This is a genomic window from Variovorax sp. DAIF25, assembly GCF_050711835.1.
In the GTDB taxonomy this organism is placed as follows: domain Bacteria; phylum Pseudomonadota; class Gammaproteobacteria; order Burkholderiales; family Burkholderiaceae_C; genus Variovorax.
On sequence record NZ_CP136637.1, the window covers coordinates 1,603,171 to 1,626,282 of the forward strand.

Here is a 23,112-nt window from a genome sequence, read left to right on the forward strand (position 1 = left end):
CAGACGCCTTGACGCGGCGCCCCCCTTGGGGACACTGATGCCATGAACACCCCCACCTCCTCGGCAGCGATGTCAGGCCTGGCCGTGGCGCTGGGTGTCGGGCTCATCGTCGGCATCGAGCGCGAACGCCGCAAGGGCGACGGCGACCGGCGTGCGGCCGCGGGGCTGCGCACGTTCGCCATCACGGCGCTGGCAGGCGCGGTCGCGCAGCTCCTGCCCGTGCCGGCGCTCGTTCCCATCGGGGCCGCGCTCGTCGCCGCACTGGCGGCCGTGTCGCACTGGAAGAGCCGCTCGAGCGACCCGGGCATGACCACCGAGATCGCCCTCTTCGCGACCTACATGATCGGCGTGCTGTGCGTCATCGCGCCATCGCTGGGCGCGGCCTGCGGAACCGTCCTGGCGCTGCTGCTGGCTGCCCGCCGCAGGCTGCACCGGTTCGCGACGGAACTGCTCAGCGAGCATGAGCTTCACGATGGTGTTCTGCTGGCGGCGCTCGCCCTCGTCGTGTTGCCGCTCATTCCGTCCGGCCCGATCGAGATGCTCGGCGGCATCGCGCCGAGGCCGTTGGCGGCGATGGTGCTGCTGATCATGGCGATCCAGGCCGCGGGACAGGCGGCGGTGCGCTGGCTCGGCGTGCGCGGCGGCCTGCTGGGCGCGGGCTTCGCATCGGGATTCGTATCGAGCACGGCCACCGTAGCCTCCTTCGGCGACCGTGCGCGGGAGCAACCGCTGCACACCGGCCTGCTGGCCGGGGCCGCGGCGCTGTCGGCGGTGGCCACCTGGGTACTGGCCCTCGCGATGACCACTGCGCTCTCGCCAGGGGCCGGACTCGCGTTGCTGCCGGTAGCACTGGCCGGCGTGGCGGGCGCCGCGGCCGTGGGCCTGCTGCCGCTCCTGGCGCCCTCGCCCGCCGTCGCGCCGGAGGCGCCCGCGAGCACCCGCAGCGCGCTACGCCCGCGCGAGGCACTCGCGGTGGCTCTTGCATTGGCCCTGGTCGCGTTGCTGGTGGGCACGGCGCAGCGGCATTTCGGCGATGCGGGCCTTCAGGTCGGCATCGCGCTCGCGGCACTGGTCGACGCGCACGCGCCCGTGGCTTCGCTGGCCTCGCTGCATGCGGCCGGCACGCTGCCGACGGAGCGCTTCATCCTCGGCGTGCTTGTGGCGGTCGGGACCAACACGCTCACGCGCTGTGCCGTGGCCCTGGCCGCCGGCGGCAGGAACTACGCGCTGCGCGTGGCGGCCGCGCTGATGGCGAGCCTGGCCTGCGCATGCGCCGCCGCCATCTGGCTCTCGAGGCCGTGACCGGGCTGCAGGCTCCGGAGCGCATGCGATTTCAGCCCGATGCCACCGGTGTCGTGCATCCCACGCACGCCGGCCGCGGGACGGTCTCCTTCAACACAGCACCGAGCCGCGCGTTGGGCCGGTAGGTCGCCAGGCCCTTCAGTCCGAGTTGCCAGGCCCGCATGTAGAGGTCCTTGAAGTCCTCGTAAGCGCAGTCGGCGGGCACGTTGACCGTCTTTGAAATGGCCGCATCGATGCATGGCGCCACGGCCGCCACCATTTCCACATGCGCCCGTGCGCTCATCTGCAGCGCCGTGACGAAAGCGGGACCGAGCGGCGCCTGCGCGCCCTTGAGTTGCCGGTACAGCCTCCAGGCATGGTCCTCGACCGCGTACTCCTCGATCCCGCCCTCCGGCAGGCGCCTGTGCCGCGCGAAGGTCCAGGCATACGCCGGCTCGATGCCGTTGCTCGCGTTGTCCGCGAAGGCCAGGCTGATGGTGCCGGTGGGCGCGATCGACAGCAGGTGCGAATTGCGGATGCCGTGCGCGCGAATCCGCGCCTTCAGCAGCTCCCCGAGCCGGGAGGCGAAGGTGCCCCGGTCCAGGTAGGGCTCGGCCTCGAAGCACGGGAACGCGCCGCGCTCGCTGGCCAGTTCGCACGATGCCGCGTATGCCGCGTCCCGCAACTGCTGCGCGATGCGCCGCGCCGCGTCGCGGCCTTCGGGTGCGTCGTAGCGCAGGCCGAGCATCACCAGCGCGTCGCCCAACCCGGTGAAGCCCAGGCCGATGCGCCGCTTGCCGAGCGCCTCCTGGCGCTGGCGCTCCAGCGGCCAGGCGGTGATGTCCAGCACGTTGTCCAGCATGCGCACCGCCACGCCTGCCAGGCGCGAGAAGCCCTCCTCGTCGAAGTGCGCGGCCGGCGCGAACGGCGCCCTCACGAAGCGCGTGAGGTCGATCGACCCGAGGCAGCAGGCCCCATAGGGCGGCAAGGGCTGCTCGCCGCAGGGGTTGGTGGCCGCGAGCGTCTCGCACCAGGACAGGTTGTTGTCGGCGTTGATGCGGTCCAGGAACAGCGCGCCGGGCTCCGCGTGCGCGTAAGCCGATCGCATGATCCGGTCCCACAGCGCCCGCGCGGGCAGCACGGCGTACACCCACAACCCGTCGCCACGCCGATGATGCGCACCGGTGCGGATGCGGGGACCGGGTTCGGCCTTGTGCACCAGCTCGATGGTCCGGCCGTCGCTTACCGCCTGCATGAAGGCATCGGTCAGCCCCACCGACAGGTTGAAGTGGGTCAGTTCGCCATGGTCCTTGGCGCGGATGAAGTCCTCGATGTCGGGGTGGTCGCAGCGCAGCACGGCCATCTGGGCGCCGCGCCGCGCGCCAGCGGATTCCACCGTCTGGCAGGAGCAGTCGAAGACCCGCATGAACGGCACCGGGCCCGACGCGCTCGACTGCGTGCCCGCCACCCATGCGCCGCGCGGCCGGATGCGCGAGAAGTCGTAACCCACGCCGCCACCGCGGCGCATCGTCTCGGCCGCTTCGGCCAGCGCGACATAGATGCCCGGGTGTCCTTCGTCATCCCCGGTGATCGAATCGCCCACGGGCTGCACGAAGCAATTGATGAGGGTGGCCACCAGCGTGGTGCCGGCCGCCGACTGGATGCGCCCGGCGGGCACGAAGCCAGCACGCAGCGCCAGGAGAAAGCGCAAGGCCCAGGCGTCGCGATCCCCCGGTTTCTCGGCCTGCGCCAGCGCGCGCGCCACGCGGCGGTGAATGTCGTCGATGCCGGACTCTCCCTCCCGGGCGTATTTCTCCATCAGCACATCGCGGCTGATCGGCTGCGCGGGCAGCGCGAAAGGAGATGGATCGTCGAGGGCATCGCTTGTCATGAGGATCTCGGGACTGCGCACTGGAGGGTGCTCATGATGGGCGCGGGTCCCTGGGGCGCTTTGATCCAGCGCAAGGCCGCGGGTGCGCCCGGCTCCTAGAGTGCCACCATGCGGCGCCGCTCAGGAGAAGGCCCGTTCACCCAGGAGAAGAAAAACATGCCCCGCCGTTTCAGGACTGCAGACATCACCGTTCGGGTTCCCTTCGGGTCCACGGACCCCGTGCGCATCGCCCTGCTACACGCCGCCGGAGTTCCCCTGAACAGCAGCGGCGATGCCGCCTGGGGCTTCCTGCACGAGCGCAGGCCCTGCAAATTCGGGGACGACTCGATCTGGCGCTGGTTCGACACGGGCAGCGCGTCTCCCCTGCCGGCCATGCAGCAAGCCGATGGCGCGCCCGCCGCTGCGCAGCAGCAGGCCTGGCGATGAGCGCGTTGCGCGCCATCCTCGTTCCTGTCTGGATCGCGCGCTGAACCTGGCGCCCGGCGCCCGGCGAGCCTTCATCCGGCCTCTTTCCAGAGCTGGACGAAGGCTCGGGGCGCCCGGGCTTCCGGCACCTCGAAACTGAGCGAGGCGCTCGCCTTCGCGGTGTCGTCCACCACCACATCCACGCGGTAGAAACGCTGGTCGCCCCCGCGGGCGCAAGCGCCGTCTTCTTCGCCGCATTGCGCGGCGCCCTGCAATGCCTCCTCGATCCGGTGCCTCGCGGTGGCGTCGCACGCATCGAGGCAGAAGCTGCGGGGGCGCGCCAGGCCCGGTGTAAAGGCCACGCCGCCTTCTCGCGCGATGCGCACGATCTGGATATCGCCCAGGGGTGGAAGATGGATCATGGGAGGAACGGTCTTCTGGGACTCGTGCGCTAACCCCAGGAGGCGCTGGCGAATGCCTCGACGAAGCGCGGCAACTCGTTGCGCGCGACCCGGTCGATGCCCGCGGCCCGCGAGCGGCCCGCACCGCCAAAAGCACTGCACAGCGCATGGGCGCCGCCCGGCCGTGCCAGCGGCGCGCGCACGCTGACGACGTAGCCGTCGCCTTGCTCCTTCAGCACAGCATGCGCGTGGTCGGGCTCCCGGTTCGCCAGTTCGTTGGCAAGGCAGCCGATCACGCGCCGGCTCCACGGCGCATCGAGCAGCACATGCACGCTGCCCTGCGGCCCTTGCCAGAACGCGGCGGCGCCTGTGGCCTGCTGCAGGTCGCTGCGCCGCACCGCGTCGATCTGCTCGACGACGGACTCGTGCGCCAGCATGTCGCGCGGGTCCGCGTAGCGCCCCATCAGCGCGAGCAGCGAACGGGGTGCAATGCACAGGTCGCGCTCGTCTTCGCCGTAGGCGTTGTAGTTGACGAGCTCGCCCAGCCGGCGCAGTTGCGCACAGTCGCCGGGTTCGAAGCCGCCATCGATTGCGAGCCTGTCGGCCACCGCACCCAGGTTGTCGCCGTAGATGCCGACCAGCGCCCACGCGCGATGTGCGCCGCCCAGGTAGCGATCGACCAGAAGGCTGGTGCAGGTCTCGCTCGCCTCGTCGATGTGCGCATCGAGATTCGGGTGCACCGGCACCTCGCCGGCGGCGTGATGGTCGAAATAGCGCACGCGCGCGCCATCGCCTAGAAGGCGCAGCAGATCGGCGCGGTTGCGCTGCATCGAGACGTCGAACACGTTGACTTCGTCGCCGGCTCCCGCCTGCACGCGACGGAGCAGTGCGATGTCGCGCTTGGGCCCGGTCACCAGTTCGGCGGGGCCCGGCGCATGCAGGCGCCATTGCACGACGGCGCAAAGGCCGTCGGCGTCGCCGTTGCAGACATCGAAGCGCCGGACCATGTCTTGCACCTGCTGCGCGTTCGGCCCGTGCTTCAGCTCGGAATGCGCCAGCTGCCGTCGGCCTGCCGGCATGCGCTGCCGCCGATGCCGTCGGGCCGTGCGCCGACCGTCACCTCGATCTTGAAGTCGCGACACCGGGCGCCGCCTCGATCGAAGGTGCGCGTGGGCGTGAACACGAAGCTGTCGCCGGTCTCGCGATTGCGCCAGACCGAGGGTTCGCCGTCCCGCGAGGTTTCCAGCGCGGCCGCCGCGCGGCGTCGGTCGCTGTCGTCCATTGCCCTGGCCGCCACGCTGCCCGGCGCGCTGCCGGCAAGCGATCCGGTGAGCACGCTGCTGCCGGCCGGCGCGCGCGAACCGAATCCGCTGCAGGCGGCCAGCACCTGCACGGCGCCTACGGCGAAAAGAACCGGCACAAGCTTCATTCGCATCTCCTCGGCGGACCGTTCAGGCATAGGAACGCAGGCGGCGGGAAAAATCCGCCAGCGGTGCGATGCCGCTTGCCTCCGCGCGCTGGCACCAGTCCTGTAATTGCTTGGCAAGCTGCTCGCCGGTGGCGGCAGAGCGGCCCCACAGGGCGGTGAGTTCGCCGCGCATCGAATACATCGTAGCCAGCGCCTGCGATGCGTTCAACGCCTGCACCACCAGTTGGCCGCGCCACGGACCGAGCGCGCCCTGCTCCTTGCCGATCCAGGGCTTCACTGCCTTCAGCGCCCGCGCGGCCTCGGGCGACATGCGGCGCATGCGGTCGAACTCCACGGCACAGGCCTCCTTGAGCGAGCGCGTGTAGTTCGACAGCACGTCGTAGTGGCAGCGGATGATCGCCTGCACCGTGGCGAGATCGATGTTCGCCTTGGGCGAGACCAGGCGCGGCGTCGGTGCGACGTGCTTCACCGTCGCCAGGCCCATGGCCTGCAGCATGCGGATGTAGAGCCAGCCGATGTCGAACTCGAACCACTTGCTCGACAGCTTGGCCGAGGTGGGAAAGGCGTGGTGGTTGTTGTGCAGCTCTTCCCCGCCGATCAGGATGCCGATCGGCGAGATGTTCGTGCTGGCGTCGCGCGCCGGCCAGTTGCGGTAGCCCCAGCAGTGGCCGATGCCGTTGACCACGCCGGCCGCCCAGAACGGAATCCAGGCGATCTGCGTGACCAGCACGAGTCCGCCCGGCACCACCCCGAACAACACCATGTCCGCGATGCCCATCAGCACGATGCCCAGGATCTTGTGCTTCGAATAGAGGTGGTGCTCCAGCCAGTCGTCGGGCGTGCCGTGGCCGTAGCGCGCCAGGGTTTCGGCGTGCGCGGCCTCGCGCACATAGAGAAACACCCCGCCCCACAGCACGCGGTTGAGCCCGTACACCTGCGGGCTGTGCGGGTCTTCGGCGGTTTCGCACTTGGCGTGGTGCTTGCGGTGCACCGCGGCCCATTCCCTGGTCACCATGCCGGTGGTGAGCCACAGCCAGAAGCGAAAGAAATGGCTCGCCACCGGATGCAGCTCCAGCGCGCGATGCGCCTGGTGGCGGTGCAGGAAGATCGTGACCGAGGCAATGGTGACGTGCGTGAGCGCCAGCGCGGCCAGCAGCGTGCCCCACCAGGGAAGATCGAGAACGCCGGAATAGAACAGGGATTGCATTCGTGCCTCTTGAGCCATGCGGAGCATTCTGCGGACCGCGCCGCGCCCGCCCCTTGATGCAGGTCAACCCGGCGCCCGCGCGGCCTGCGCGTGCGCGATCACCCGCCGGGTCTTGCCGCTGCGGCCGCAATCGGCGCCCTCGCCTGCGCGGCAATGGATATGGATGTCCGGTGCGCCTTGCGCCGCGAGAAATGCCGCAAGAACAGTGCGCGCCTTTTGCAGCGTCCGCCCGGCCTGCGCGCCTTGCCCCTGCGTCTTCAGCAGCAGTTCGCGCGGCCCCTTTTGCACGAGCTGGAAGTCGAACAGGCCCGCCTCCTCTTCGAGCACGGTGCTCACCGCCAGCGGCACCACGCTCACGGCCGGCTCTCCGGCGGGGCCCGCAAGGCGCAGCGTGTCGTCGTCGCGCCCCTGCACCTCGATGACCGGAAGGTGCGAGCCGCATCGGCAAGGCGCCTCGCACAGCGTGACGCGATCGCCCAGGTCATAGCGGATCAGCGGCTGCAAATGGTTGGCCAGGTTGGTGAGCAAGGTCGTGGCGCCCGCATGGCCCGGCGGCACAGCGCGGCCATGCGCATCCACGGGCTCCAGGATCGCCCAGTCGCTGTTGAGGTGCAGCGCACCCAGCGGGCACTCGAACGCCAGCGACAGGAACTCCGAGGCGCCGTAGCTGTTGGCCACCGGGCAGGCGAACGCGTTGCGCAACAGCGCACGGCTCGCGGCCGACAGCGTCTCGCCGCCGGTCCAGATCTCGCGCGGCGCCGCCTTCAGCCGGCCGGCATGCCGCTCCTGCGCGAGCAGCACTGCCGCGCTGGGATAGGTCGCCACCACAGTGGGGGCGAACGCATCGAGTTCGGCGCACAGCCGCGGCAGCGGCTGCAGGAAGGAAATGCCCACCAGGCGTTCCGAGAGGGCCGGTTGCAGGCGCCGCAGGCGCTGGACCGACACGGTGCTCGCGAAATGCCCGTCGGTCGCACCGACGAAGGCGATGCGCTCGGTGAGGCTCCACGGATCGAGCAGCCGTTCGAGCGGACGCAAGAGCGGCCGGCGCAGCGCCTCCAGCGCGTCGTACACCGCCATCGCCTGCGTGTCCTGCACGAAGATCGCGGGCTCGCCGGTGCTGCCCGAGCTTTCCCACACGGTGTAGCGGCCCAGGCAGGCGGCCGCGATGTTCGCGGGATCGGCGACGAAGCGGCGCAGCATCGGCAGCGTGAGCGCCGGGTCGCACACCCAGCCTTCGAAATCGCGCATGAGCTCGGCCTTGCGCGATATGGGCAGTTCCTCCAGCCGCGCGTGGGCCGGATCGCATCCGGCCAGCAGCCGCCGATAGTGCGCGGAATGCGTGGCCGCGGCCGCAAGAAGGGCCGCGAGCCGTTGCGCCCGCTGCGCGGCGAGTTCCCCGGCAGAGGCCTGGGTGGCCATCGACACCTCGGCCGCGACCACGTACTCGCGCCACGGATCAAATGTGGGCGGCATCGCGCAAGGCTTCAGGTGCAGGGGCGAACATGGACACGGCGTACTCCATTGGAGGCCGAGCTTGCACCGCCTGCGCGGCTCCCGGGTTGACGTGCATCAAGCCGTGGCGCGGTGCGGCCCCGCACCATGAACGGTCACTTCGGAGCCCCCCGTGAGCATTCGCCATCTCAACTGCCTGCTGTCGCCGGCACGCGTTGCCGTGTTCGGCGCCTCCAACCGTCCCGCGAGCGTCGGCGCCACGGTCTGGCGCAACCTGCGTGCCGGGCGCTTCGCGGGTCCGGTGTACGGCGTGAACCCCAAGCACAGCATGCTGGATGGCGCCCCCATCTTCGCCAACGCCGCGCAACTGCCCGCCGCGCCCGACCTGGCCGTGATCTGCACGCCGCCGGCCACCGTCGCGCCGCTGGTCGCCGAGCTCGGTGCGCTGGGCACGCGCACGGCAGTGATCGTGACGGCGGGGTTGAGCGCGCAACAAAAGCAGGCCGCGCTCGATGCGGCGCGCCCCTGGGCGCTGCGGCTGCTCGGCCCCAACTGCCTGGGCCTTCTCAGCCCCCATATCGGCCTGAATGCCAGCTTCGCGCATGCCGATGCGCTGGCCGGCGACGTGGCCTTCGTCTCGCAGTCGGGCGCGCTCGTCACGGCGGTGCTCGACTGGACGCGCAGCCGCGGCATCGGCCTGTCGCACCTGGTCTCGCTGGGAGAGCACTGCGACGTCGACTTCGGCGACCTGCTCGACCACCTGGCCAGCGATGCGGGCACGCGGTCGATCCTGCTGTACGTGGAATCCATCGAGTCCCCGCGCAAGTTCATGTCGGCCGCGCGGGCGGCGGCGCGCAACAAGCCGGTGATCGTGGTGAAGGCCGGACGCGCCGGCCACGGCGTGCAGGCCGCGGCCTCGCACACCGGCGCGCTGGCAGGCTCCGACGCGGTCTACGACGCAGCCATCCGGCGCGCCGGGATGCTGCGCGTGGACACCTTGCAGGAGCTCTTCATCGCCGCCCAGACGCTCTCGCGATTTGGCGGCAACCGGGACGGCACGCTCACGGTCATGACCAACGGCGGCGGCGCGGGCGTGATGGCAGCCGACGCGGCCGCGCGCGAAGGCATCGCGCTCACCGTTCTCGGTTCGGACCTGAAGGCTCGCCTGGACACGGTGCTGCCCGCGCAATGGTCGCGGGCGAATCCGATCGACATCGTGGGCGATGCGCCGGTCGAGCGCTATGCCGAAACGCTGGACGCACTGCTGGCCGACCGGTCGGCCGGCGCGGTGCTCTTCATGCATGCGCCGACGGCCATCGTGCGCAGCGAGGACATCGCGCGCGCCTGCCTGCCGCTCGTGCGCGGCCAGGCCTCGCGCGTGATGAGCGCCTGGCTCGGAGACAGCGCCGTGGCCCAGGCGCGCAAGCGCTTCGAGGAAGCGGGCGTCGCCGACTACGCCACGCCGGAAGAAGCCGTGCACGCCTTCGCGATGCTGCAGACCTACCGGCGCAACCAGGAGGTGCTGATGGAGACACCCGCCGCCAGCACCAACACCACGCCCGACCACGCTTGCGTGAAGGCCACGCTGGACGCCTCGCTGGCCGAAGGACGCGACTGGCTGGGCGAGCACGAAGCGAAGGCGCTGCTGCTGGCCTACGGGATCCAGACCGTGCCCACGCTGGCCGTGGCGCCAACGGCCGCGGCGGCCATCGAGGCTGCGCGCGGGCTGGGCTATCCGGTGACGCTCAAGATCCGTTCGCGCGACATCACCCACAAGTCGGACGTGGGCGGCGTGCGGCTCGCACTGGCCGACGAATCCGCCTTGGCCCGCGCCGCGGGCGAGATGCTCGATGCCGTGCGAAGCGCCAGGCCGCTCGCGCGGATCGACGGCTTCACCGTGCAGCCCACGGTGCGCCGACCGCATGCGCAGGAGCTCATCGTCGGCGCAAGCATCGACCGCGTCTTCGGTCCGGTGATCCTTTGCGGCCAGGGCGGCACGGCGGTGGAGGTGGTTGGCGACACGGCGATCGCGTTGCCGCCCCTGAACCGCGCGCTCGCGCACGAACTGGTGTCGCGCACCCGTGTGGCTCGCCTTCTGGCGGGCTTTCGCGACCATCCGCCGGCCCGGCTCGATGCGCTGTACGACGTGCTCGTCGCGGTCTCGCAGATGCTCGCCGACCTGCCGCACCTGGCCGAGCTGGACATCAATCCGCTGTGGCTCGACGAGGACGGCGCGCTCGCGCTGGATGCGCGCGTGCGCCTGTCGCACACGCCGGTGGGCGGCGCCGAACGCTTCGCGATCCTTCCCTACCCCGCGCAATGGGTGCGCACGCGCACCTGGAACGGCCGTGCGATCGTGGTGCGGCCGATTCGCCCCGAAGACGATGCGCAGCACCGGCGCTTTGTCGAATCGCTGGACCCGGAAGACGCGCGGATGCGCTTCTTTTCCGTCCGCAAGGCGCTGCCGCGCAGCGAGCTCGCCCGCCTGACGCAGATCGACTACGACCGCGAGATGGCCTTCATCGCCGAAGCCGCCGATGCGCAGGGCTGCCCCCAGACGCTAGGCGTGGCCCGCACGGTGAGCGATCCCGACAACGTGGAGGCCGAGTTCGCGATCGTCGTGCGCTCCGACCTCAAGGGACAGGGGCTGGGCACCCTTCTCTTCGAACAATTGATCGAGCACGCCCGCGCGCGCGGCACCGAGCGGCTGGTGGGCATCGTGCTGCGCGAGAACACGCGCATGCTGAAGCTCTCGGCCGCCATGGGATTCAAGGCCGACCCGGCGGAACCACCCGCGTCGGGACTGCGGCGGATGGTGCTGGCGCTGAAGAGCTCAGAAAGCCGCTCGCCTGCGTGAAGCCGTAGAAGCGGTCGTTGAGATAGCGGGTGACCTCCACGATGTCTTCATCGCGCCAGCCGAGTGCGGCCGCCTGCTGCCAGCGCTGCACCTGCGCCTGCAGGCTGTTCCAGTCGTAGGCCTGCTTCGCGGCGCGCCAATGCATCTTCTCGTTGTGGCAGGCCACGCAGTTCGTGTCGTAGAGCAGTTCGCCGCGGGACTGCGCCCGGCCCGCACCTGCGTGCAGCGCCGCGAGCGTTGCCAGCACGAGCGCGGCCGGCCCGGCCAGGCGCGGGGCGCGGCGACCGCCGGATGAGGGGGACAGCAGACGCATGAAAACGCTCCTGTTCGATGGATGAGACAAGGCCCGCATCGTCTCTCCGTAACGAAACGCTCGCTTGATCCAGCGCAACGCAGCCGCCGATGCAGGTGCCTAAATTGAAGACCCCTCAACTCATTCATGGAGCATCGCGCATGAACACCGCACTGTCCCGCCTGGACCGTATCGAAAACCTCTTTCCCGACATGCTGCGCCGCTGGGCCCGGCCCCTGCAGTTGATCGACGACACCGAACTGCCGGCCGACATCCGTGTCGATGTCACCGAGAACGACAAGGAGTACCTCGTCACCGCCGAGATTCCCGGCGCGAAGAAGGAAGACGTGCGCGTGTCGGTCGACGGCAGCTACGTCTCGATCTCCGCCGAGATCAAGAAGGACGAGGAGAAGAAGCACGGCCGATCCATCGTTCGCGAGACCTACCACGGCAGCGTGTCGCGCGGCTTCTCGCTGGCCAGCGAGGTCGACGACAAGGCCGCCGTCGCCAAGCTCGAGGACGGCGTGCTGCGCCTGACGCTGCCCAAGCGTGCCAACGGCACCCACAACGTCCTGAAGATCCAGTAGCCACGGCCCGACCGGCGCCGCCGGCAGCGGGCTTCCCGCGCGGACCGCCCAGGTCTTCCGAGGAGCCCGCATGCTCAGCGCCTTCATCACGCATCCCGATTGCGCGCGCCACGACATGGGCGCGGGCCACCCGGAGTGTCCCGAGCGGCTGTCCGCCATTCACGACCGGCTGCTGATCGCGGGCCTGCTCGACTACATGGCCCCGCACGACGCGCCCCTGGCAACCCGCACCCAGTTGGCGCGAGCGCACACGATGTCCTACGTGCGCGAGCTCATCGCGGCCGTCCCCACGGAAGGCCATCGTTTCATCGCCCCCGACACGCTCATGAATCCACACACGCTGCGGGCCGCGCTGCGCGCCGCGGGTGCCGCGATGCTGTCCACCGACCTGGTGCTGGCGGGCAAGGCCCCGACGGCCTTCTGCAGCGTGCGCCCGCCCGGCCACCATGCCACGCGCGAGGCGGCCATGGGCTTTTGCTTCTTCAACAACGTGGCGGTGGGCATCCGGCATGCGCTGGATGTGCACGGCCTGCAGCGCGTGGCGCTGATCGATTTCGATGTGCACCATGGCAACGGCAGCGTCGATATCTTTCGCGGCGACGATCGCGTGCTCATGTGCTCCATCTTCGAGAAGGGGATCTATCCCTTCTCGGGCGAGGACGACAACGGGCCGCGCATGGTGAACGTCGGCTTGCCCCCGCGCTCGGGCGGCGATGCGTTCCGCGCGGCCGTGACCGGGCGCTGGCTGCCGGCGCTCGATGCCTTCGCGCCGCAGCTCGTCTGCGTCTCGGCCGGGTTCGACGGACACCGGGAAGACGACATGGGCAACCTCGGCTTGGTGGAGAACGACTACGCCTGGGTCACGCGGCAGATCATGGACGTGGCGCAGCGCCATTGCCGCGGGCGCGTCATCTCGTGCCTGGAAGGCGGCTATGCGCTCAGCGCCCTCGCCCGCAGCGCGGCGGCGCACGTCAGGGTGCTGATCGGCGCCGACTGAACCACGGGACGGGCCGGCCCGCGCAGCGATCGGCGTGCGGGCCCGTTCGCTTTTCTTTTTTCAGTGACCGCTCGCGCCATGCGCGCCGATGCCGGTTTCCGAGCGCACCTGCTGCGCGAGGAATCCGCCGCGGTCGACCTTCGCGCGCGCACTGCGGTCCAGCACCGAGAACAGCCAGATGGCCGCGAATGCGATGCTCATCGAGAACAGGCACGGCGAGGTGTACGGGAACGGCGCCGACCCGGCCGGATAGCCGAGGGTGGCTTCCCAGACCGAGGGCGACACCACCGTCAGCGCCACCGAAGACACCAGCCCGAGGAAGCCGCCGATCACCGCGCCGCGTGTGGTGCAGCCCTTCCAGAGCACCGACATGAAGAGCACCGGGAAGTTGGCCGACGCCGCGATGGCGAAGGCCAGCGAGACCATGAAGGCGATGTTCTGCTTCTCGAACACGATGCCCAGCAGCACCGCCAGCGCGCCCAGCGCCAGCGTGGTGATCTTGGACACGCGCAGCTCGGCGGAACTGCCCGCATCGCCCTTCTTGATGACTGTGGCGTACAGGTCGTGCGACACCGCCGAGGCGCCCGACAGCGTGAGCCCCGCCACCACCGCAAGGATGGTCGCGAAGGCCACCGCCGAAATGAAGCCCAGGAACACGTTGCCGCCCACCGCACTGGCCAGGTGAATCGCCGCCATGTTGCCGCCGCCCTTGAGCACGCCCTTGGCGTCGAGAAAATCGGGGTTCGTCAGCACGAAGGTGATGGCGCCGAAGCCGATGATGAAGGTCAGCAGGTAGAAGTAGCCGATCCAGCCCGTGGCCCACATGACCGACTTGCGCGCCTCCTTGGCGCTGGGCACGGTGAAAAAGCGCATCAGGATGTGCGGCAACCCCGCCGTGCCGAACATCAGCGCCATGCCGAAGGAGATGGCGGAGACCGGGTCTTTCACGAAGTTGCCGGGGCCCATGATCGATTGCCCGATGCTCGCGGCGACCTGGGCGGTCTTGCCGTCCTTGAGCGCCAGGTCGGTCTTGACCTTCACCGCGCCCGCGAACATCGCCTCGGGGCTGAACCCGAAGTGCCACAGCACCGAGAGGGCCATGAAGCTCGCGCCGCCCAGCAGCAGGCATGCCTTGATGATCTGCACCCAGGTGGTGGCGGTCATGCCGCCGAAGAGCACGTACACCATCATGAGCGAGCCCACGATGACCACCGCGATCCAGTACTCCAGGCCGAACAGCAGCTTGATGAGCTGCCCCGCGCCCACCATCTGCGCGATCAGGTAGAACGCCACCACCACCAGCGTGCCCGAGGCGGCGAAGATGCGCACCGGCGACTGCTTGAAGCGAAAGGCCGCCACGTCGGCGAAGGTGAACTTGCCCAGGTTGCGCAGCCGCTCGGCCATGAGGAAGGTGATGACCGGCCAGCCCACGAGAAAGCCGATGGAATAGATCAGCCCGTCGTAGCCGGTGGCCATCACCGCGGCCGAGATGCCGAGGAACGACGCTGCCGACATGTAGTCGCCGGCAATGGCCAGGCCGTTCTGGAAGCCCGTGATGCCGCCGCCGGCGGTATAGAAATCGGATGCCGAGCGCGTGCGCGCCGCAGCCCACTTGGTGATGAAAAGCGTTGCCACCACGAAGAGGCCGAACATGCCGATCGCGGTCCAGTTGGTGGCCTGGCGCTGCAGCTGGCCCAGGTCGCCGCCGGCCGCGAAAGCACCCGCCGAGACGGCGCAGAGCACGGAGAAAGCGGCGGCGCACCGCGCGCGAAGCAGACGGGCGCTCATGGCTTGGCCGCCTTCTGCACAGCCTTGACCACCGCGTCGGACAGCGCGTCGAACTCCGCGTTCGCACGGCGCACGTAGTAGCCGGTGATGGCCACGGTGAAGACGATCACGCCGAAGCCGATGGGCATGCCCAGCGTCATGACGCCGTCGCCGATGCGCCGCGCCAGGAGCTCCTTGTCGAAAGCCACCAGCAGCACGAAGCCGTAGTAGGCGAACAGCATCAGCACCGCGAGCGTCCAGCCGAAACGGTCTCGCCGGCGCTTGAGCTGCTTGTATTGGGGATGCGCGGCGATGCGCGCGACCAGATCGTCTTGCATGAGGTCTCCTGGTGGATGTCGAACGGTTTCGACCGCATTAGGAACGGCCCCTCCGTGCCGGCGCTTGCGCTGGCGCAAGGTTTTCTTCATCGCCGTCGGCAAGATCGCGTCAACCTCACGAAAGACACGAGACATGAACGCTCCCGACTCTCCCTCTCGTCTTCCGGTCTACGCTCCGCCGGAAGCCCTTGCCCGCACCGCCCACATCGCCGGGCGCGCCGCCTATGACGCGCTGGTGGCCGAAGCCGATGCCGACCACGAGGCCTACTGGGGCCGCCTGGCGCGCGAATTCGTCGGCTGGAAGACGCCCTTCACCAAGACGCTGGACAGCAGCGATGCGCCGCATTACCGCTGGTTCGAGGACGGCACCCTCAACGTGTCCTGGAACTGCCTGGACCGCCAGGTGGCGGCCGGCAAAGGCGACAAGGTGGCGATCGTCTTCGAGTCGGACGACGGCAAGGTCACCCGCACCACCTACGCGCAACTGCTCGCGCAGACCTGTCGCATGGCCAACGCGCTGAAGGCGCGCGGCGTGAAGAAAGGCGACCGCGTGGTCATCTACATGCCGATGTCGGTCGAAGGCGTGGTGGCCATGCAGGCCTGCGCGCGGCTGGGCGCGATTCACTCGGTGGTGTTCGGCGGTTTCTCGGCGCATGCATTGCGCGACCGCATCGCGGACACCGGCGCCGAGGTGGTCATCACCGCCGACCAGCAGGTGCGCGGCGGCAAGCAGTTGCCGCTCAAGGCGCTGGTCGACGAGGCGCTTGCGCTGGGCGGCTGCGAGGCGGTGAAGTCGGTCGTCGTCCATCGCCGCACCGGCGCGCCCATCGCGTGGACGCCGCGCGACCTGTGGATGCATGAAGCCACCGCGGCGCAGAGCGACTGTTGCGAGCCCGAATGGGTGGGTGCCGAGCATCCGCTCTTCCTGCTCTACACCTCGGGCTCCACCGGCAAGCCCAAGGGCGTGCAGCACAGCAGCGGCGGCTACCTGCTGCACGCGGCGCTCACCACCAAGTGGACCTTCGACATGCACGACGACGTGTTCTGGTGCACCGCCGACATCGGCTGGGTCACCGGTCACACCTACATCGCCTACGGGCCGCTCGCTATCGGCGCGACCGAAGTGGTGTTCGAGGGCGTGCCCACTTTCCCCGATGCGGGTCGCTTCTGGCAGATGATCGAGCGACATCGCGTCACGGTCTTCTACACGGCGCCCACGGCCATCCGCTCGCTCATCAAGGCCGCCGAAGGCAATCCGGCCGTCCACCCCGGGCGCTACGACCTGCGCAGCCTGCGCGTGCTGGGTTCGGTCGGCGAGCCGATCAATCCGGCGGCCTGGGAGTGGTATCGCCTGCATGTGGGCGGCGGACGCTGCCCGGTGCTCGACACCTGGTGGCAGACCGAGACCGGCGGCCACATGATCACGCCGCTGCCGGGCGCCACCGACCTTGTACCGGGCTCATGCACCCTGCCCTTTCCCGGTATCGCCGCGGCCATCGTCGACGAGACCGGCAATGACGTGCCCAACGGCGAGAGCGGCCTGCTGGTCATCAAGAAGCCGTGGCCGAGCATGATCCGCGCGGTCTGGGGCGACGACGCACGCTACCGCTCGAGCTACTACCCACCGGAGTTGCGCGGCTACTACCTGGCCGGCGACGGTGCCGCGCGCGATGCGGCCACGGGCTACTTCACCATCGGCGGGCGCATCGACGACGTGCTTAACGTGAGCGGCCACCGCATGGGCACCATGGAGATCGAGTCGGCGCTCGTGGCCTGCACCGCACTGGTGGCCGAGGCCGCGGTGGTGGGCCGGCCCGACGAGACCACAGGCGAGGCGATCTGCGCGTTCGTGGTGCTCAAGCAGCCGCGCCCCGCGGGCGCGGAAGCCGATCGCCTGGCGGCCGAACTGCGCACCTGGATCGGCAAGGAGATAGGCCCCATCGCCAAGCCGAAGGAAATCCGCTTTGCCGACAACCTGCCCAAGACGCGCAGCGGAAAGATCATGCGGCGCCTGCTGCGCTCGGCGGCGATGGGCGAGGCGATCACGCAGGACGTGTCGACGCTGGAGAACCCGGCGATCCTCGATCAGTTGACCGAGGCGCACTGAGTCTTCGCGAGGCGGCTACCCGGGTGCCGCTTTCCGGTCGACGGGCAGCGCGTTCAGCGGAATGCGCAGGTAAGCGATGCCGTTGTCGTCGGCAGGCGGAAAGCGGCCGGCCCGCACGTTCACCTGGATCGATGGAAGGATGAGCGTCGGTACATCCAGGTTCGCGTCGCGGGCCGTGCGCATCGCGACGAACTCGTCGACGCCGATACCGTCGCGCACATGGATGTTGTGCGCGCGCTGTTCCGCGACCGTGGTCTGCCAGCGGGCCTGCCGCGACGCCGGCGGGTAGTCGTGGCAGACATACATGGCTGTCTCGGGCGGCAGCGCCAGGAGTCTGCGCATCGACCCGTAGAGCTGCCGGGCATCGCCGCCGGGAAAGTCGGCACGCGCGCTGCCGAGATCGGGCATGAAGAGCGTGTCGCCGACGAAGACGGCGCCGTCCACCAGATAGGCCATGTCCGCGGGGGTGTGGCCCGGCACCAGCAAGGCGGTGACCTGGACCTCGCCGATCCTGAAGACATCGCCGTCCTTGAACAGATGGTCGAAGTGGCTGCCGTCCGGCAGGAAGTTGCGTTCGAGGTTGAAGAGCTTCTGGAAGGTCGACTGGACGACGCGGATGTTCTCGCCGATGGCGATTCTTCCGCCCACCTGCTCCTGGATGTGGCGGGCTCCGGACAGGTGATCTGCGTGCGCATGGGTTTCCAGGATCCAGTCGATGCTTAGGCTGTGGTCGCGGACATAGGCGAGCAGCTTGTCGGCCGATGCAGTGCTGGTATGCCCTGACTTGAAGTCGTAATCCAGCACCGGATCGATGACCGCAGCATGCCTTGTGGCCTCCTCCCACACAACGTAGGAAATCGTCCCTGTCTCAGGGTCGAAGAAGCCTTCAATCATGGTGCGGGTTGCCATGAGTGCTCCATTCAAGGATGTTCCGTTGCTCGTGCAAACAATATACATTTAAATATAATATTTCAATCGAAAGCGAAACCTCGAACCAATGAAGACTTCGTTCCTGGTCATTAACCCTGCGCTCCTGCGCTCAGCCGCCGGCAAGGCGGTCACGGCACTCAAGCTCCTGGCCAACGAAGACCGTCTCCTCCTCCTGTGCCAGCTGTCGCAAGGCGAAATGTGCGTCAGCGACCTGGAGCAGACACTGGGTATCCACCAGCCCACGCTGTCGCAGCAACTGGGCGTGCTGCGCAACGAGGGCGTCGTCAACACCCGCCGCGAAGGCAAGAACATCTTCTACAGCGTGGCCGACCCTGCAATGCTGGAAATCCTCGCGGTCCTGTATCGCCTCTACTGCCCGAAGGAAGAATGATGACCATCGACTGGCAGCACTTCACCCCGCTCGCAGCGCTGGCCGGTGGTGTGCTCATCGGCATCGCCGCGGCGATGTTCTTGCTGCTCAACGGGCGCATCGCAGGCATCAGCGGCGTGCTCGGGGGACTGCTCAGGCCGCTCAGGGGCGACGTGGCATGGCGCGGCGCCTTCACGCTGGGACTGGTCGGTGCACCTCTGGTCTATCTGCTCTTCGCGGCGCTGCCCAGGCCGCAGATCGACGCAGGATACGGCACGCTGATCCTCGCCGGCCTGCTCGTCGGCGTGGGCACGCGCTACGGGTCCGGCTGCACGAGCGGTCATGGGGTCTGCGGCATTTCCCGCCTGTCGCCGCGCTCGCTCGTGGCCACGTTGGCGTTCATGGGCACCGGCTTTGCCACTGTGTTCGTGACACGTCATCTGCTCGGGGCCTGAGGAGACGCCATGCTCGTTTTCGCTTCACTGCTCGCCGGCCTGGTCTTCGGGCTCGGCCTCATCGTTTCCGGCATGACCAATCCGGCCAAGGTGCTCGGCTTCCTCGACCTTTCCGGTGCCTGGGACCCGTCCCTTGCCTTCGTCATGGCTAGTGCCATCGCGGTCGCCATGGCGGCGTTCATGGTGGCGGGACGTCGCAGGGTATCGATCCTCGGTGCCGAGATGTGTCTGCCCTCGGCGCGCCGCCTCGACCGCCGCCTCATCGGAGGCAGCCTGCTCTTCGGCATCGGCTGGGGTCTCGCCGGATTCTGTCCCGGTCCGGGCCTGGTCGCTCTCGGAATGGGCGAAGGCAAGGCCCTCATCTTCGTGGCCGCGATGCTGACGGGCATGGGAATCTTCGAAATCCTCGAACGGCTCCATCGTTGAAGGAGCCAGTGCAGTCAGAGGCCCGCTTCACGCACGCGCTTCAGGAAGTCGGATTCATCCTCCTGCCGCCGCATAGGCGCGCGTCGCCGGAAAGGCGCCAGGCACAGTGCGAACAGTTTCTTCATGGGTGTTCCTTGCTTTGGGGTTGAGGCTGCCGTCGATCGAACTCAAGCAGTAAGAGCTGCCGACTCGTTCGCCGTCGCGTGCACGAGCATCACGGGCACCGACGAGCCACGCAAGATCCGCTCCGCACTGCTTCCCAGCAGCACCTCGCCCAGGTCGCGCCGGCCGTGTGTGCCGGCCACGACAAGATCGGCATGCCACCGCCTTGCTTCGTCGGCGACCAGGCTGGAGACGGTGCCGTCCCATTCGTCGTAGAGCACAGAGTCGACCTCGACATCCGCGTGGCGCACGCGATCGATGCTCCGGTCGAGCAGGCGCGTGGCCTCGGCGCGCAGGTCCGCAGGCCCATTGCGCGCATAGCCGGCTTGCGCAATGGACAACTCGTCGATCACATGAAGAAGCCGGATCTGGCTATTCATCGCTCTGGCAAGGCGAGTCGCTTCCTCGACTGCCCGGACCGCCGCCGGGCTGCCGTCGATTGGAACGAGTATTCGTCGATACACAAGAGACTCCTTCGCCGGGAACGGGCTTGCCGTGAGCACGAAGCGCAGACACGAAGCGGCCGTGCCGTGCCCTGCTCGATTTCTCGATCGATGCAGTGGCGGTCCTGGCAATCATGCTGTTCATGACGTCATCTTCTTTCCGGGTTGCATTGAATGTCGTCTCATTCTGTACATGGCCCGCGGCGATGGCTTGACATGCATCAATGGACGCGGAGCCGCATGAACATCCGGTGCAAGGAGGACGAAATCGATCCAGCCCTTCCGCCTGTGAGGACCGGGGCGGCCCGGCTCAGGCCTGGATCTGACCGTCCACGACCTGGATGATGCGGTCGCAACGCCGGGCGAGTTCCGGGTTGTGGTGACGAACAGGATCGCCATGCCACGCTCGCGATTGGCTTTTTGCAGGAGCTCGAACACCGCGTCGGCCGCCTTGGTGTCGAGGTTCCCCGTGGGTTCGTCCGCGAGCAGCAGCGGCGGGTCCATGGCGAGCGACCGGGCCACGGCCACGCGCTGTTGCTGGCCGCCGCTGAGCTGGGTGACCATGCTGTCGCGCCATCTCTCCAGGCCTACGTTGTCGAGCAGCTCAGCCGCGCGTCGCTCCATGTCCTCGTTGAAGAAGCCTGCATCGCCGAGCATCGGCATCATCACGTTCTCCACAGCGGTGAAGCCAGCGAGCAGGTTGTGATACTGGAAGATGAAACCGATGCGGGGCGGCTGTCCAGATAGACAAGGATTCTTGAGTGCATGGCAAGTATCCAGTCGTTCGGCATTGCGCGCCGATGACCGGAAGTCTCCACGCGCCGCGGCGCGCCGGCTTGACGCATCAAGCCGCCGGTGAGTTGTAACGATGTTGATATGGCGCAAGACCGGCATCACCGCGCAGCGGAAGAATTCGCCTGCCCGTCGCGCCGGGGCCGGCGGCGGGTGCCCATCGCAGGCGGTCCCGAGGAGAAAGCAATGTCCATCTACAAGCACCTGCTGGTTCCGCTGGACGGCAGTCCCACGGCCGATCGCGGCCTGCAGGAAGCGATCCGTCTCGCCGGCGACCTCGACAGCAAGCTGCGGCTGCTTCATGTGATCGACGACTTTCCGATGCTGGCGGAGATATCGACGATCTCCAGCTTCGAGGCAGGCCTCCAGAAGGTGCGCGAATACGGCGAGTCGGTGCTGTCCAGGGCGCTGGCCCAGGCCACCGCCGCCGACGTGGACGCCGAGACCGTGCTGCGCGAAGTCACGCAGGGCCGCATCGCCGACGTAGTGACCGACGAAGCCGCCAAGGCCTCCTGCGACCTGATCGTGATGGGCACCCACGGTCGCCGCGGGCTGAGCCGGCTCGCACTCGGCAGCGACGCCGACCGTGTGGCGCGCAGCAGCCCGGTGCCTGTGCTGCTCGTGCGCGGGGCGTCGGCAAGCTGAACCAGGCCACTGCGATCCGGCCTCCATTGCGAATTCCATCAACTTCACCCGACAGGAAGAACATGACGAACAACACTCTCCGTACCCTGCTGGCATCGGCGGCCCTTGCCGCAAGCGCCTGCGCATTTGCCGCCGACTACACAGCCCCCGGGCAGCTCAGCCCGCCGGAAAGCTCGATGCAGAAAGCGGGAGATGCTGCCGGCCGGGCCGCCCGCGACGCGGAGAAGGCAGCGCGCAAGGCGGCAGATGCAGCCAAGGCCGCAGCCGAAAAGAGCAAGCTGACCACCGGCAAGGTGTCCAGGGCCTTGGCGGAAAGCATCCGCCAGGCTGCACAGAAAGCCGCGCAGGCCGCGACGCGTCTGGAGGAAAAGGCCACCGCGTCGGCCGGCAACGCACTCGACGAAAGCAAGGACATTGCGCGGTCGGCCCAGGAAGAAAGCAGCAAGGCTGCACAGGCCTCCAGGGAGGCCCTTGCGCGCGCCGAGGAATCGGTCAGCCGTTCCACCCAGGCCAGCAAGGAAGAAGCCGAAAAGGCGGCGCAGGCCACGCGCGAGGCGCTCGACAAGGCCGATGAAGCCATGCGCTCGGCGGCAAAGACCGTCGCCGACGCATCCGCACGCACGCTCGAGGCCGCGAAGCGCGCTGCCCGTCCGGCGGGCGCCGAGAAGAAATGACATCCCTCCCCGATCGTCGGAAAGCACTGCCATGAATCCTGACATTCAACTCCGGCACGACGTCTTCGCGCAACTCAACTGGGACCCCGCCGTCAACGCCTGCGATGTCGACGTGTGCGTGAAGGACGGGGTGGTCACGCTTCGCGGCGAGGTGGCCGACGAGGCTCAGCGCACAGCGGCCGAGCGCGCGGCTCGCCGCACCGAGGGCCTGACGACGCTGCTGAACAGACTCATCGTCCGCCCGGTCGCCGTGAGGGCCGGAATCCATCCGGCCTGAGCGGGCCCCGTCTGCCACCCGACGTGGTAGACCTATTCGCCCTCCTGGCGAACACCTTGATATGCATCAAGACATGTCGCCGGGTGCGCCAAAAGAATCGGACCCGAAGCAACCAAGAACAACAGAAACCGACTTTGGACATGACCACGCCCGAACCGACGCCGCTGACGCGCGGTGCACCGCAATGGCTCGAAGGCATCGAAAGCTCTCGCGCGAAGAGCCCCGACGCGACTGCTTTGACCCCCTGGCCGAGCTTCCTGGCCGGTCAGGCAGAGAAGCCGGTCAGGGTGCTGCTGATGGACGAAGACAACCATGCGGCGCGCGATCACCCATGAACTGGTTGCCGACCCCCGCGTGTGCGTCGTCGGCGAAGCGGGCCGCCTGCCCGAAGCCAGGCGGCTGCTGGCGCAGCAGGAGTTCGACGTGCTCGTCCTCGACGTGCGGCTCGGCGGCGGCAAGGGATTCGACCTGATCAAGAGCGCCAGGCTCAACCGCAGTTCGACCGAAGTCATCGTGCACTCGACGCTGGACGACGAGCTTCAGGTCCGCCGGGCCTTCGCCGCTGGTGCCTCGGGCTTCCTGATCAAGAACTCGTGGTTCCTGAACTTCACGCAGGCGGTGCTGCAGGTCGTCAACAGCGGCGCGGCGGTCTCGCCGAACGTGATCCGGCACCTGTTCGTGCGCCAGGGACGGCCCGCCTTCGCTCGGGAAGGCGACAACGGTGCCGTCCGCAGGATGCTGTCGGCCCGGGAACGCGAAGTTTTCCAGCTCGTGGCCCAGAGTCACGTCACGCAGGACTTCGCCCGGCGGTTGTCGATCAGCACCCAGACGGTATGCGCGCACATGAAGAACATCTGCCAGAAGCTGCGCGCCCGCACGCGCCCGCACGCGCGCGCAGGCGGTCATCGTGGCCACAAACGAGGGACT

Annotated in this window: 24 protein-coding genes and 2 pseudogenes; 14 read left to right on the forward strand and 12 right to left on the reverse strand. The window is 68.5% G+C overall.

Annotated elements, in window-relative coordinates; genetic code table 11:
- The first annotated feature begins 42 nt into the window (after nucleotides 1-42).
- Nucleotides 43-1,302, forward strand: a complete 1,260-nt coding sequence (locus R0232_RS41665) for an MgtC/SapB family protein (protein WP_431513239.1) — start codon at nucleotides 43-45, stop codon at nucleotides 1,300-1,302.
- A 76-nt stretch (nucleotides 1,303-1,378) separates the two neighbouring features.
- Here R0232_RS41665 and R0232_RS41670 read toward each other — a convergent pair.
- Nucleotides 1,379-3,172: pseudogene (locus R0232_RS41670) on the reverse strand (adenosylcobalamin-dependent ribonucleoside-diphosphate reductase); the annotation flags it as partial.
- A 156-nt stretch (nucleotides 3,173-3,328) separates the two neighbouring features.
- Between R0232_RS41670 and R0232_RS41675 the strand changes: the two are divergent.
- Nucleotides 3,329-3,598, forward strand: coding sequence for a hypothetical protein (locus R0232_RS41675; protein ID WP_176656555.1), 270 nt, complete (start codon nucleotides 3,329-3,331; stop codon nucleotides 3,596-3,598).
- 71 nt (nucleotides 3,599-3,669) lie between these two features.
- Here the strand turns inward: R0232_RS41675 and R0232_RS41680 are convergent, their stop codons facing one another.
- The 5 genes from R0232_RS41680 to R0232_RS41700 form a co-directional block, all read right to left on the reverse strand.
- Nucleotides 3,670-3,999, reverse strand: a complete 330-nt coding sequence (locus tag R0232_RS41680; protein ID WP_176656554.1) for a protealysin inhibitor emfourin — start codon at nucleotides 3,997-3,999, stop codon at nucleotides 3,670-3,672.
- A gap of 29 nt (nucleotides 4,000-4,028) precedes the next feature.
- The gene (locus R0232_RS41685; RefSeq protein ID WP_431513240.1) at nucleotides 4,029-4,985 is read right to left on the reverse strand and encodes a hypothetical protein; all 957 of its coding nucleotides are present in this window, start codon (nucleotides 4,983-4,985) and stop codon (nucleotides 4,029-4,031) included.
- 32 nt (nucleotides 4,986-5,017) lie between these two features.
- Entirely contained in the window at nucleotides 5,018-5,407 is a 390-nt protein-coding gene (locus tag R0232_RS41690) for an RT0821/Lpp0805 family surface protein (protein WP_431513241.1), read from the reverse strand.
- 22 nt (nucleotides 5,408-5,429) lie between these two features.
- Nucleotides 5,430-6,614, reverse strand: coding sequence for a DesA family fatty acid desaturase (locus tag R0232_RS41695; protein WP_431513242.1), 1,185 nt, complete (start codon nucleotides 6,612-6,614; stop codon nucleotides 5,430-5,432).
- Between the two features lie 63 nt (nucleotides 6,615-6,677).
- The gene (locus R0232_RS41700) at nucleotides 6,678-8,033 is read right to left on the reverse strand and encodes a phenylacetate--CoA ligase family protein (protein ID WP_431513243.1); all 1,356 of its coding nucleotides are present in this window, start codon (nucleotides 8,031-8,033) and stop codon (nucleotides 6,678-6,680) included.
- Between the two features lie 205 nt (nucleotides 8,034-8,238).
- Between R0232_RS41700 and R0232_RS41705 the strand changes: the two genes are divergently transcribed.
- Nucleotides 8,239-10,923 (forward strand): GNAT family N-acetyltransferase, encoded by a 2,685-nt coding sequence (locus R0232_RS41705; protein ID WP_431513244.1) that lies wholly within the window; start codon nucleotides 8,239-8,241, stop codon nucleotides 10,921-10,923.
- On the opposite strand, the gene R0232_RS41710 is transcribed toward R0232_RS41705, so the two are convergent.
- A complete protein-coding gene (locus tag R0232_RS41710; protein WP_431513245.1) occupies nucleotides 10,835-11,236 on the reverse strand; it encodes a cytochrome C in 402 nt (133 codons plus the stop codon). The genes R0232_RS41705 and R0232_RS41710 overlap by 89 nt on opposite strands.
- 140 nt (nucleotides 11,237-11,376) lie before the next feature.
- Here R0232_RS41710 and R0232_RS41715 point away from each other — a divergent pair, with 140 nt between their 5' ends.
- Together R0232_RS41715 and R0232_RS41720 are read left to right on the forward strand one after the other, a co-directional pair.
- Nucleotides 11,377-11,802: an Hsp20/alpha crystallin family protein gene (locus tag R0232_RS41715; protein WP_431513246.1), complete on the forward strand. Its 426-nt coding sequence runs from the start codon at nucleotides 11,377-11,379 to the stop codon at nucleotides 11,800-11,802.
- Nucleotides 11,803-11,872: 70 nt separating this feature from the next.
- Complete coding sequence (locus R0232_RS41720) at nucleotides 11,873-12,799, forward strand: histone deacetylase family protein (protein WP_431513247.1); 927 nt, start codon at nucleotides 11,873-11,875, stop codon at nucleotides 12,797-12,799.
- Nucleotides 12,800-12,859: 60 nt separating this feature from the next.
- Here R0232_RS41720 and R0232_RS41725 read toward each other — a convergent pair whose 3' ends face one another.
- Both R0232_RS41725 and R0232_RS41730 read right to left on the reverse strand, forming a co-directional pair.
- Entirely contained in the window at nucleotides 12,860-14,587 is a 1,728-nt protein-coding gene (locus tag R0232_RS41725; protein WP_431513248.1) for a cation acetate symporter, read from the reverse strand.
- A complete protein-coding gene (locus R0232_RS41730) occupies nucleotides 14,584-14,904 on the reverse strand; it encodes a DUF485 domain-containing protein (RefSeq protein WP_431513249.1) in 321 nt (106 codons plus the stop codon). Before R0232_RS41730 ends, R0232_RS41725 begins: the two co-directional genes overlap by 4 nt.
- A gap of 133 nt (nucleotides 14,905-15,037) precedes the next feature.
- Here R0232_RS41730 and acs point away from each other — a divergent pair, with 133 nt between their 5' ends.
- On the forward strand, nucleotides 15,038-17,011 hold the full coding sequence (gene acs / locus R0232_RS41735) for an acetate--CoA ligase (protein WP_431513250.1): 1,974 nt from the start codon (nucleotides 15,038-15,040) through the stop codon (nucleotides 17,009-17,011).
- 15 nt (nucleotides 17,012-17,026) lie between these two features.
- Here acs and R0232_RS41740 read toward each other — a convergent pair whose 3' ends face one another.
- Nucleotides 17,027-17,920 carry an MBL fold metallo-hydrolase gene (locus R0232_RS41740; protein WP_431513251.1) on the reverse strand — a complete coding sequence of 298 codons (894 nt, stop codon included), beginning with the start codon at nucleotides 17,918-17,920 and terminating at the stop codon, nucleotides 17,027-17,029.
- Between the two features lie 88 nt (nucleotides 17,921-18,008).
- On the opposite strand from R0232_RS41740, the gene R0232_RS41745 reads away from it, so the two are divergent.
- Genes R0232_RS41745 through R0232_RS41755 form a run of 3 tightly spaced genes read left to right on the forward strand, consistent with a single transcriptional unit; the run spans nucleotide 18,009 to nucleotide 19,192 of the window.
- On the forward strand, nucleotides 18,009-18,332 hold the full coding sequence (locus R0232_RS41745; protein ID WP_431513252.1) for a metalloregulator ArsR/SmtB family transcription factor: 324 nt from the start codon (nucleotides 18,009-18,011) through the stop codon (nucleotides 18,330-18,332).
- A complete protein-coding gene (locus R0232_RS41750; RefSeq protein WP_261211834.1) occupies nucleotides 18,332-18,766 on the forward strand; it encodes a YeeE/YedE family protein in 435 nt (144 codons plus the stop codon). The genes R0232_RS41745 and R0232_RS41750 overlap by 1 nt, the downstream gene beginning before the upstream one ends.
- 9 nt (nucleotides 18,767-18,775) lie before the next feature.
- Nucleotides 18,776-19,192, forward strand: a complete 417-nt coding sequence (locus R0232_RS41755) for a DUF6691 family protein (RefSeq protein WP_431513253.1) — start codon at nucleotides 18,776-18,778, stop codon at nucleotides 19,190-19,192.
- Between the two features lie 167 nt (nucleotides 19,193-19,359).
- Here the strand turns inward: R0232_RS41755 and R0232_RS41760 are convergent, their stop codons facing one another.
- Nucleotides 19,360-19,857: a universal stress protein gene (locus R0232_RS41760; protein ID WP_431513254.1), complete on the reverse strand. Its 498-nt coding sequence runs from the start codon at nucleotides 19,855-19,857 to the stop codon at nucleotides 19,360-19,362.
- 81 nt (nucleotides 19,858-19,938) lie between these two features.
- Complete coding sequence (locus R0232_RS41765; RefSeq protein WP_431513255.1) at nucleotides 19,939-20,682, reverse strand: ABC transporter ATP-binding protein; 744 nt, start codon at nucleotides 20,680-20,682, stop codon at nucleotides 19,939-19,941.
- Nucleotides 20,683-20,775: 93 nt separating this feature from the next.
- Here R0232_RS41765 and R0232_RS41770 point away from each other — a divergent pair, with 93 nt between their 5' ends.
- The 5 genes and pseudogenes from R0232_RS41770 to R0232_RS41790 all read left to right on the forward strand — a co-directional run.
- Nucleotides 20,776-21,234, forward strand: coding sequence for a universal stress protein (locus R0232_RS41770; RefSeq protein ID WP_431513256.1), 459 nt, complete (start codon nucleotides 20,776-20,778; stop codon nucleotides 21,232-21,234).
- A 62-nt stretch (nucleotides 21,235-21,296) separates the two neighbouring features.
- Complete coding sequence (locus R0232_RS41775; protein ID WP_431513257.1) at nucleotides 21,297-21,908, forward strand: hypothetical protein; 612 nt, start codon at nucleotides 21,297-21,299, stop codon at nucleotides 21,906-21,908.
- 31 nt (nucleotides 21,909-21,939) lie between these two features.
- On the forward strand, nucleotides 21,940-22,185 hold the full coding sequence (locus R0232_RS41780; protein ID WP_057590507.1) for a BON domain-containing protein: 246 nt from the start codon (nucleotides 21,940-21,942) through the stop codon (nucleotides 22,183-22,185).
- A gap of 140 nt (nucleotides 22,186-22,325) precedes the next feature.
- Complete coding sequence (locus tag R0232_RS41785) at nucleotides 22,326-22,520, forward strand: hypothetical protein (RefSeq protein WP_431513258.1); 195 nt, start codon at nucleotides 22,326-22,328, stop codon at nucleotides 22,518-22,520.
- A pseudogene (locus R0232_RS41790) lies at nucleotides 22,498-23,016 on the forward strand (response regulator); the annotation flags it as partial. The gene R0232_RS41785 and the pseudogene R0232_RS41790, both read left to right, overlap by 23 nt.
- Between the last annotated feature and the right edge of the window lie 96 nt (nucleotides 23,017-23,112).

Excerpts from the sequence above, each read along its gene's own strand:
- R0232_RS41720 (WP_431513247.1), top strand. The coding sequence starts at position 11,873 with ATGCTCAGCGCCTTCATCACGCATCCCGATTGCGCGCGCCACGACATG.
- R0232_RS41700 (WP_431513243.1), bottom strand. The coding sequence starts at position 8,033 with ATGGCCACCCAGGCCTCTGCCGGGGAACTCGCCGCGCAGCGGGCGCAA.
- R0232_RS41785 (WP_431513258.1), top strand. The coding sequence starts at position 22,326 with ATGACCACGCCCGAACCGACGCCGCTGACGCGCGGTGCACCGCAATGG.
- R0232_RS41685 (WP_431513240.1), bottom strand. The coding sequence starts at position 4,985 with ATGGTCCGGCGCTTCGATGTCTGCAACGGCGACGCCGACGGCCTTTGC.
- R0232_RS41745 (WP_431513252.1), top strand. The coding sequence starts at position 18,009 with ATGAAGACTTCGTTCCTGGTCATTAACCCTGCGCTCCTGCGCTCAGCC.
- R0232_RS41710 (WP_431513245.1), bottom strand. The coding sequence starts at position 11,236 with ATGCGTCTGCTGTCCCCCTCATCCGGCGGTCGCCGCGCCCCGCGCCTG.
- R0232_RS41725 (WP_431513248.1), bottom strand. The coding sequence starts at position 14,587 with ATGAGCGCCCGTCTGCTTCGCGCGCGGTGCGCCGCCGCTTTCTCCGTG.
- R0232_RS41740 (WP_431513251.1), bottom strand. The coding sequence starts at position 17,920 with ATGGCAACCCGCACCATGATTGAAGGCTTCTTCGACCCTGAGACAGGG.
- R0232_RS41770 (WP_431513256.1), top strand. The coding sequence starts at position 20,776 with ATGTCCATCTACAAGCACCTGCTGGTTCCGCTGGACGGCAGTCCCACG.
- R0232_RS41690 (WP_431513241.1), bottom strand. The coding sequence starts at position 5,407 with ATGAAGCTTGTGCCGGTTCTTTTCGCCGTAGGCGCCGTGCAGGTGCTG.
- R0232_RS41675 (WP_176656555.1), top strand. The coding sequence starts at position 3,329 with ATGCCCCGCCGTTTCAGGACTGCAGACATCACCGTTCGGGTTCCCTTC.
- R0232_RS41695 (WP_431513242.1), bottom strand. The coding sequence starts at position 6,614 with ATGCAATCCCTGTTCTATTCCGGCGTTCTCGATCTTCCCTGGTGGGGC.
- R0232_RS41780 (WP_057590507.1), top strand. The coding sequence starts at position 21,940 with ATGAATCCTGACATTCAACTCCGGCACGACGTCTTCGCGCAACTCAAC.
- R0232_RS41730 (WP_431513249.1), bottom strand. The coding sequence starts at position 14,904 with ATGCAAGACGATCTGGTCGCGCGCATCGCCGCGCATCCCCAATACAAG.
- R0232_RS41775 (WP_431513257.1), top strand. The coding sequence starts at position 21,297 with ATGACGAACAACACTCTCCGTACCCTGCTGGCATCGGCGGCCCTTGCC.
- acs (WP_431513250.1), top strand. The coding sequence starts at position 15,038 with ATGAACGCTCCCGACTCTCCCTCTCGTCTTCCGGTCTACGCTCCGCCG.
- R0232_RS41755 (WP_431513253.1), top strand. The coding sequence starts at position 18,776 with ATGCTCGTTTTCGCTTCACTGCTCGCCGGCCTGGTCTTCGGGCTCGGC.
- R0232_RS41750 (WP_261211834.1), top strand. The coding sequence starts at position 18,332 with ATGACCATCGACTGGCAGCACTTCACCCCGCTCGCAGCGCTGGCCGGT.
- R0232_RS41715 (WP_431513246.1), top strand. The coding sequence starts at position 11,377 with ATGAACACCGCACTGTCCCGCCTGGACCGTATCGAAAACCTCTTTCCC.
- R0232_RS41680 (WP_176656554.1), bottom strand. The coding sequence starts at position 3,999 with ATGATCCATCTTCCACCCCTGGGCGATATCCAGATCGTGCGCATCGCG.
- R0232_RS41665 (WP_431513239.1), top strand. The coding sequence starts at position 43 with ATGAACACCCCCACCTCCTCGGCAGCGATGTCAGGCCTGGCCGTGGCG.